This is a genomic window from Isoptericola sp. NPDC060257, assembly GCF_042726645.1.
GTDB classification, from domain to species: Bacteria; Actinomycetota; Actinomycetes; order Actinomycetales; family Cellulomonadaceae; genus Isoptericola; species Isoptericola nanjingensis.
In genome coordinates this window covers 1-8,176 of record NZ_JBHXAW010000211.1, presented here as the reverse complement: position 1 = coordinate 8,176, position 8,176 = coordinate 1, and the positions used below count along the sequence as shown (strand labels likewise).

Here is an 8,176-nt window from a genome sequence, read left to right as displayed (position 1 = left end):
GAGTTCCTGGCCCATGGTCAGGTACTCCCTCGGCGCGAGGCGTCCTACCTCGGCGGGGCTCGTGCTACCTCGGCGTGGTGGAGCGGAGCACGCCCGCTCCGGCACCGGCGTCCACGACGGCGGGCACGGCCCGGGTGGGCAGCAGCCGGTAGCGGTAGTGGTCGGACGGTGTCCAGCGGGCGTCGTCGGCGAGCGGCGCGGCGGCCGTGGCGTTGAACGCGCCGACGGCGTCGACGGGGCGACCGTTCACCAGCGTGCCGGTCTCGCGCAGCATCGTGCCGCCGTAGGCGCCCACGGCCCGCGCGGGCTCGACGCCCCGGGCGAGGCGCAGGGCGTTGTTCTCCACGACCAGGCTCGACTCCTTGCCGGCGCCCCAGAAGTACTGGAACTTCGCCGCCGTCGACTGCTCGTAGGAGTTGTCGTAGACGTGCACGTCGCCGAATCGCACCCGCGGCGCGCGCTGGCCGATGTCCTGGAAGTGGTTGTGGTGGATCGTCACGCGGTGCTGGCCGCGGTCCTGCAGCCGCGAGTCGGACGAGCCGATGATCATCGTCTTGTCGTGGGACTCGAAGCGGTTCCACGACACGGTCACCAGGTCGCCGCCGTGCGTGACGTCGAGCAGGCCGTCGTGGATCTCGAACGGCCGGCCGAAGACCTGCGGCAGGGACGGCGCCGGGTGGTCGCCGTCGTCGAAGGTGTTGTGGTCCACCCACACGCCGGTCGACGTCCAGACGGACAGGTTGTCGTACGCGGAGTTCCAGCTGCCGAGGTCGCCGTCGGTGGGGTCCCACTGCGGGAAGCAGTCGCGGCCGTCGGAGAGGGTCAGGTTGCGCACGATGACGTTGTGCGAGTCGCGGACCCGCAGGTTCGCGCCGACGACCCGGGCGTCGTCGCCCACGCCGACGATCGTGACGTTCGAGCCGACGTGCACCTGCGTCTGCGCGGCCTGGACCTTGGCGGCCGCGACGCGCGCGTCCTCCAGCGGCCCCGCGGGTTCCTCGGTGCCCCAGACGGCGGGGTCGTACGCCGCGACGTAGTCGTCCATGGAGAACGGGTCGCCGGTGCCCGCCACCGGCACCCGGTCGGCGAAGTCCTGGCAGCCCAGGGCCGCGCCGCCGGCGCCCGTGAAGGCGTCGATCGTGCCGCGCACGTAGACGATGCGCGGTACCTCGAGCCCGCGCCCGTCGTCGAGGTCCGCGCCGGCGCGGCCGCCGAGGGCGTCGCGCAGCTCGGCCCACGTGTCGACGACGTACACCTCGGACGCCGCGGCCGCGGCGCCCCCGGTGACCGGCGCGGCGTCGCGCGTGACGCCCTCGGGCGAGGTGGTCGTGGCGACCGACGCCCAGCCGTCGGCGCCCGGCGTCACGACCTGGCGCCCGAGGTCGGTGCGCGGGGGGTGGCCGGGGCCGGCGGGCCCGCCGTGGGCCGAGGCGGCGCCGGCGCCCGCGGTGACCAGCAGTGCGGCGGCGGCGAGCGCGGCGGCCGCGCGGGGACGGCGTCCGCCCGGGTGGGCAGGGGAGGGCTGGGACATGGTGCGAAACTCCTTCGTTCCGGCGGGACCCGTCCGACGACGGTGTCGGCCGGGAAGGTGTGGTGCGTCAGCCGGCCCAGGGGGCTCCGAGCTCGGCGAACGTGCGCTGCGTGCGCGCGACCTCGGCGCACCAGTGCTCGACGTCCCGCACCACGGGGCGGCGCTCGTCGCCGTCCCCCTGCCACTCGACGTGCTCGGGCGCGATCGGGGTGGGGTCGGCGCTGGTGCGCACGGCTTCCAGCACGCGCATGAACGCGCCGGTGTCGCGGACGTCGCACAGCAGGGGGCGACGGTCGTCGGCACGGGCGGCCAGCAGGTCGTCCAGCAGGGAGGCGCGCCCGTAGGTCTTGTCCATCTGGACGGAGTCCGTGCGCAGCAGCAGGCGGTCGTGCTCGTACTCGAGCACCAGCTCGCCGCGGGAGCCGGTCACGACCACGCGCGCGGGCGTGCGCTCCGCCGCGCACAGCGTGAGGCCGAAGCCGTACCGCCGGCCCGCGGCGTCCTTGACCCGCACCGAGGAGGTGTCGTCCGCCTCGATCGGGTTGGCGCGGTACAGGTCGGTGTCCACCCAGGCGACGTCCTGCGCGGTGGACGCCCCGCCGAGCCGCAGCGTGGTCGCGACGGCGTGCGCCAGCGGGTTGGTCACCACGCCGTCGACGACGTCGCGGCCGTCGAGCCGGCGTCGGCCCGCCCAGGCGGCGCGCTGCCAGTACGACGCGGTGCGCACCCAGGTACCGACGGCGCCGAGCCCCTGCACCTCGCCGATCTCGCCCCGGGCCAGCAGGTCCGCGGCTGCGGGCAGCGCGTGCGAGCCGAACGTCTGGAAGCCCACCTGGCAGCGCCGGCCTGTCCGCTCCGCGACGGCGACGAGCTCGGCGTGCTCGGCGAGCGACGCCGTCGTCGGCTTCTCGAGCAGCACGTCGATGCCCGCCTCCATGGCGGCGCGGGCGAGCGGCAGGTGGGTGGGGATGGGTGTGCTCAGCACGACGACGTCGACCCGCGCCCGCGGGGTGGACAGCAGGTCGCCGAGCGTCGGGAACCACGGCGCCCCGGCGTCGTGCGCGTCGTGGCCGGGTCCCGGCTCGCGCGGGTCGACGACGGCGGCGAGCCGCGCCCGTCCGGCGCGCTGCAGCTCGAGGACCCGGCGCACGTGGGAGGCGCCGTGGCCGTGCAGGCCCACGACCGCGATCTGCGGGGCGATCCGGGTGGCAGAGCCGTCGGAGGTCGGGTCGGTCATCGTCGTCCTGTCGTGTCGTGCCGGGGTTGCCGGCAGGGTCAGCGCAGCGTGGCGGCGAGGGCCGCGGCCTCGCCGTGGTCGAGCGCACGGTCCACGAGCGCGGCCACGACGCCCGTCTCGACGGTGCCGCCCGCGGGCACGACGAGCGGCGTGTCCCACGCGAGCGCCGGCCCCGCACCGGGGTACTCCGCGGCGCGCAGGAACCAGGGCCGCGGCGGCGACGTCTGCGCGAGCAGCAGCGTCGTCGGGCGGTCCTCGGCGTAGGGGTCGTGGTGCTGCTGGACGTACGCGACCCAGGGCGACGTGCTGCCGTGGGCCAGGCTCTCGCCCTCCCCCGCCTGCGACAGCACGACCGTGCTCTGCGACATCGGCGCGCGCCAGAAGACGCCGCCGTACCCGGCGCCCGGCCGGCCGTTGGTGGCGGGCGAGCGGATCTCCAGCGGCCGGTACGACGCGTGGAGCGTGGTGCGCCAGTCGAGCACCCAGGTGCCGTCGTCGAGGAGGCGTGCGCCGAGCCGGCGCTGCTCGTCGAGCAGGGGCTCGCCGTGCTCGTCGTCCCAGCGCACGGTGTCGTGCAGCACGTGGGGCGCGAGCGGGTCGACCTCGGCGCGCGTGCTCACCTGGCGGCCGTGGTTGGGCAGCAGCGTGGGGCCGACGTCGGCCACGAACGTGCGACCGCCCCAGAAGCTCGTGCCGTTGACGTCGGGCACCGCCACGCTCACGCCGTAGTGGTGCCGGTGGTCCACCGGTTCGGACTCGGTGAGGGCCACGCCCGCCAGCGAGTGCACCGGGTGCAGGTACGGGCGCGGTGAGTGGATGGCCGGCAGCCGCTCGCCGTCGACGTACCGCGCCAGCGGCACCCGGTCGCGGGTGTGCCGCAGCACGATCTCGCGCGGTTCCACGGACCACGTGGGGCCCGGGTCGACGACGTCGGCCTCGGGCGCCGCGGCGGGCTCGGGCTCCGTGACGACGGCCCGCGCGATGCCGCGCGGCACCGGCCCGGTGCTGGAGCGGGCCTCGAGGCGGGCGGTGAACCGGGTGGTGGTGGCCGCGTGCGCGTCGTCGTCGATGACGGCGTGCAGCTCGCGCCACGCCTGCCGGCCCAGCTCGGCCTGGGGCACGGACACGGTGGTCAGGCCGGGTGTCGCGTACCGGGCGAGGTCGATGTCGTCGAAGCCGGCCACCGAGATGTCGCCGGGCACGGCGACGCCCGCCTCGTTGAGCGCGGCCAGGAGGCCGAACGCCACCAGGTCGTTGTAGGCGACGACGGCGGTGGCCCGGCTCGCGAGCACCTCGCCGGCGGCCGCGTGGCCGGAGGCCAGGTCGGCGCCCACCGGGAGCTCGACGATCTCGAGGTCCGGGTGGCGCCGGAGGGCGGTGGCGAGACCGGTGCGCCGGGCCACGTCGGTGGCGGCGGCCCGCGGGCCGGCGAGGTAGGCGAGGCGGCGGTGCCCGAGGTCGACCAGGTGCTCGACGACCTGGACCGTGGCGTCCTCGTAGTCGATGACCAGGCTGGGGGTGGCCGGGTGCTCGACGGCGCGGTTGATCACCGCCGCGGGGGTCACGAGGGGGAGCAGCGCGTCGAGCGCGGTGCCGGGCATGCGTGGCGCGACCAGGATGAGCGCGTCGCAGCGCATGCGTGCCTCGCGGGCGATGGCCGCCTCCTCCGAGGGGTCCTCGGCGGCGTCGGCGACGAGCACGCGGTAGCCGTCCTCGGCGGCGGCGGACGTCACGCCACGGAGGATCTGCTGGAAGACCGGGTTGCCCAGGTCGGGCACCACGAGCGCGACGGTCTCCGTGCGCCCGAGGGACAGGCTGCGCGCGACGTTGCTGGGGCGGTAGTTCAGGTCGATCGCCGCCTCCTGCACCCGCGCGGCGATGGTGGGGTCGACGGTGCTGCGACCGTTCATCACGCGGGAGACCGTGGCGCGCGAGACGCCGGCGGCGGCGGCGACGTCCGCGATGGTGACGGACGGGCGCCGGACGTTCAGCTCAGGCATCGATGCCTCCTCGGGCTCACGAGCCGACGGTACACCATTGGAAACCGGTTCCTCTCGTGGTACGTTCCCGAGAAGCAACCGGTTTCCAGGAGCGGGAGCACTGGAAGCCCTCGGATCGACGAAGATCGGGAGGCCGGCGATGACACCCACCAGCACGCCGATCGGCAGTGTGATCGGCCGCGTGCACGGCCGCACGGACGGCCGGGTGCCGCGATGGCGGTGATCCAGGAGGTCGCGCGCACCCGCGGGGCCGCCCGGGAGCGGCGCAAGGGCGACGGCAAGGCCGCGGCGCTCTTCCTCGCCCCGTGGTTCGTCGGGCTGGTCCTCATCACGGCGTTCCCGCTCGTCGCGTCCCTGTACCTGTCCTTCACGGACTACAGCCTGCTCGAGGCCCCCGGCTGGATCGGGCTCGAGAACTACACGGCGATGTTCTCCGACCCGCGGTTCTTCCAGGCGCTCAAGGTGACCTTCACCTACGTGCTGGTCTCGGTGCCGCTGCAGCTCGCCGCCGCGCTCGCCCTCGCCATGGTGCTCGACAAGGGGCTGCGCGGCCTCGCGTTCTACCGGTCCGTCTACTACCTGCCGTCGCTCCTCGGCGGCAGCGTCGCCATCGCGATCCTCTGGCGGCAGGTGTTCGGGGCCGACGGCCTCGTCAACCAGGTCCTCGGGTTCTTCGGGATCGAGGGCGTCGGCTGGGTGTCGCACCCCGACTACGCGCTCGGCACCCTCATGGTCCTGAACGTCTGGACGTTCGGCGCGCCGATGATCATCTTCCTGGCCGGGCTGCGGCAGATCCCGGCGATGTACTACGAGGCCGCGTCGATCGACGGCGCGGGTCGGTGGCGCCGGTTCCGCAGCATCACGGTGCCGCTGCTCACGCCGATCATCTTCTTCAACCTGGTGCTGCAGCTCATCGGGGCGTTCCAGTCGTTCACGCAGGCGTTCATCGTCAGCGGGGGCACGGGCGGGCCGGTCGACTCCACGCTCTTCTACACGCTGTACCTCTACGAGAAGGGGTTCAGCTCCTACCAGATGGGGTACGCGTCCGCGATGGCGTGGTTCCTGCTGCTCGTCGTGGCGGGCATGACCGCCGTGAACTTCCTCGCCTCCAAGTTCTGGGTCTTCTACGATGACTGACGCTCCCGCGCGCACCGAGCCGCGCCCCGCCGGCCCCCGCCCCACGCTCTCCGAGGTGGCGGCGACCTACCCCGAGCGCCGTCCGCCCCGCGGCCGCGCCTGGGCCGCCGTCCGCCGCGTGCTCCGGCACGTCGCGCTGATCGCCTTCGGGCTCGTCATGCTCTACCCGCTGCTGTGGATGCTGGCGAGCTCGTTCAAGCCGACCGAGCTCATCTTCCGCGAGCCCGGGCTGATCCCCACCGAGTGGGACTTCGGCAACTACACCGACGGCTGGAACGCCCTGCTCGACCCGTTCAGCCACTACCTGCTGAACTCGGCGATCGTCGTGCTCGGCTCGGTGCTCGGCAACCTGGTCTCCTGCTCGATGGCGGCCTACGCGTTCGCCCGGCTGAAGTTCCGGGGCCGCAACCTGTGGTTCGCGATCATGCTCATGTCGATCATGCTGCCGATCCACGTGATCATCGTGCCGCAGTACATCCTGTTCTCGTCGCTGTCGTGGATCAACACGTTCCTGCCGCTGATCGTGCCGAAGCTGCTGGCCACGGACGCGTTCTTCGTGTTCCTCATGGTCCAGTTCTTCCGCGGCATCCCGAAGGACCTCGACGAGGCGGCCCGCCTCGACGGCTGCGGGCACGGGCGCATCTTCCTGCGGATCATGCTGCCGCTGTCGCTGCCTGCCCTCGCCACCACCGCGATCTTCACGTTCATCTGGACGTGGAACGACTTCTTCAGCCAGCTCATCTTCCTGACGAAGCCGGACATGTACACCGTGCCCATCGCGCTGCGGACCTTCGTGGACGCCACGAGCAACAGCTCGTGGGGGCCGCTGTTCGCGATGTCGATCGTGTCCCTGATCCCCGTGTTCCTCGTCTTCCTGTTCGGCCAGAAGTACCTCGTCAAGGGCATCGCCACCACCGGCATCAAGTAGTTCGCACCCGTCGTTCGAAGGAGAACCTCATGCGAGTCACAGCCACCCGGGCCCCGCGGCGCCGCGGCGTCGCGCTCACCGCGCTCACCGCGGCGGGGGCGCTCGCCCTCTCCGCCTGCTCCGGCGACTCCGGCGCCATGCCGTCCGACGACGACGGCGGCGGCGACGGGAACGTCGAGATCCGCTTCGCGTGGTGGGGGTCGGACGACCGGCACAAGACCACCCAGCAGATCATCGACCTGTTCGAGGAGAAGAACCCCGGCATCACCGTCGTGCCGGACTACACCGACTGGGACGGCTACTGGGACAAGCTCGCCACCGCCACGGCGGGCGGCGACACCCCGGATGTCATCACCCAGGAGGAGCGGTACCTCTCCGACTACGCGTCGCGCGGCGTCATCGGCGAGCTGACCGGCGTGGACACCTCCGAGATCCCCGCGGACATCCTCAGCACGGGCGAGGTCGACGGGAAGCTCGTCGGCATCCCGACGGGCGTCAACGCGTACGCGATGGTCGCCGACCCGCAGATCTTCGCCGACGCCGGCGTCGAGATGCCGGACGACAAGGCCTGGACCTGGGACGAGTACGTCGACATCGCGGGGAAGATCTCGAAGGGTGCCGGCGACGGCGTCTGGGGCGCGCAGGACTACGGCTTCAACGAGGCCGGCCTCAACGTGCTCGCCCGGCAGAAGGGCGAGACCCTCTACAACGCGGACGGCACCCTCGGGGTCTCGAAGGAGACGGTCGCGGAGTTCTTCCAGACCTCGCTGGACCTCATGGCGAACGGCGGCCAGCCCGACGCGTCGCGGTCGGTGGAGTACCAGAACGCCGGGCCCGAGGGCTCGCTGCTCGGCACCAACGCGGGCGCGATGGGCGTATGGTGGTCCAACCAGCTCGGCGCGCTCTCCGACGCGTCCGGGCACGAGCTGGAGCTGCTCCGCCTGCCGGGCGAGTCCGAGTTCGAGCGCACCGGCATGTACTTCAAGCCGGCCATGTACTACTCGATCTCCGCGAAGACGGAGCACCCGGAGGAGTCGGCGAAGCTCGTGGACTTCCTGCTCAACGACCCGGAGGTCGCCGAGCTGCAGCTCACCGACCGCGGCCTCCCGGCCAACCTCACGGTGCGCGAGGCGATCCTGCCCGAGCTCACGGCCGCGGACCAGAAGGTCGCGGACTTCATGGCGGCCCTGGAGCCCGACATCGTCGACAACCCGGCGGTGCCGCCGAACGGCGCGAACGAGATCCAGGACATCATGATCCGGATCAACACCGAGGTGCTGTTCGAGCGCATGACTCCCGACGAGGCCGCCGACGCGTTCCTCCAGGACGTCGGCGCCGCGATC

The 8,176-nt window shown here is 72.8% G+C and carries 6 protein-coding genes; 3 read left to right on the top strand and 3 right to left on the bottom strand.

What is annotated here, in order from left to right:
* Positions 1-64: 64 nt before the first annotated feature.
* The 3 genes from ACFWEK_RS15855 to ACFWEK_RS15845 form a co-directional block, all read right to left on the bottom strand.
* A complete protein-coding gene (locus ACFWEK_RS15855; RefSeq protein WP_430554646.1) occupies positions 65-1,531 on the bottom strand; it encodes a polysaccharide lyase family 1 protein in 1,467 nt (488 codons plus the stop codon).
* 67 nt (positions 1,532-1,598) lie between these two features.
* Positions 1,599-2,768 carry a Gfo/Idh/MocA family protein gene (locus tag ACFWEK_RS15850; RefSeq protein ID WP_430548035.1) on the bottom strand — a complete coding sequence of 390 codons (1,170 nt, stop codon included), beginning with the start codon at positions 2,766-2,768 and terminating at the stop codon, positions 1,599-1,601.
* Between the two features lie 38 nt (positions 2,769-2,806).
* Positions 2,807-4,768: a DUF6807 family protein gene (locus ACFWEK_RS15845; RefSeq protein WP_430554645.1), complete on the bottom strand. Its 1,962-nt coding sequence runs from the start codon at positions 4,766-4,768 to the stop codon at positions 2,807-2,809.
* Positions 4,769-4,981: 213 nt separating this feature from the next.
* Here ACFWEK_RS15845 and ACFWEK_RS15840 point away from each other — a divergent pair, with 213 nt between their 5' ends.
* The 3 genes from ACFWEK_RS15840 to ACFWEK_RS15830 form a co-directional block, all read left to right on the top strand.
* A complete protein-coding gene (locus ACFWEK_RS15840; protein WP_430554644.1) occupies positions 4,982-5,905 on the top strand; it encodes a carbohydrate ABC transporter permease in 924 nt (307 codons plus the stop codon).
* The gene (locus ACFWEK_RS15835; protein ID WP_430548032.1) at positions 5,898-6,833 is read left to right on the top strand and encodes a carbohydrate ABC transporter permease; all 936 of its coding nucleotides are present in this window, start codon (positions 5,898-5,900) and stop codon (positions 6,831-6,833) included. Before ACFWEK_RS15840 ends, ACFWEK_RS15835 begins: the two co-directional genes overlap by 8 nt.
* Before the next feature lie 29 nt (positions 6,834-6,862).
* The coding region (locus tag ACFWEK_RS15830; RefSeq protein ID WP_430554643.1) for an ABC transporter substrate-binding protein at positions 6,863-8,176 on the top strand (1,314 nt) is incomplete at its 3' end.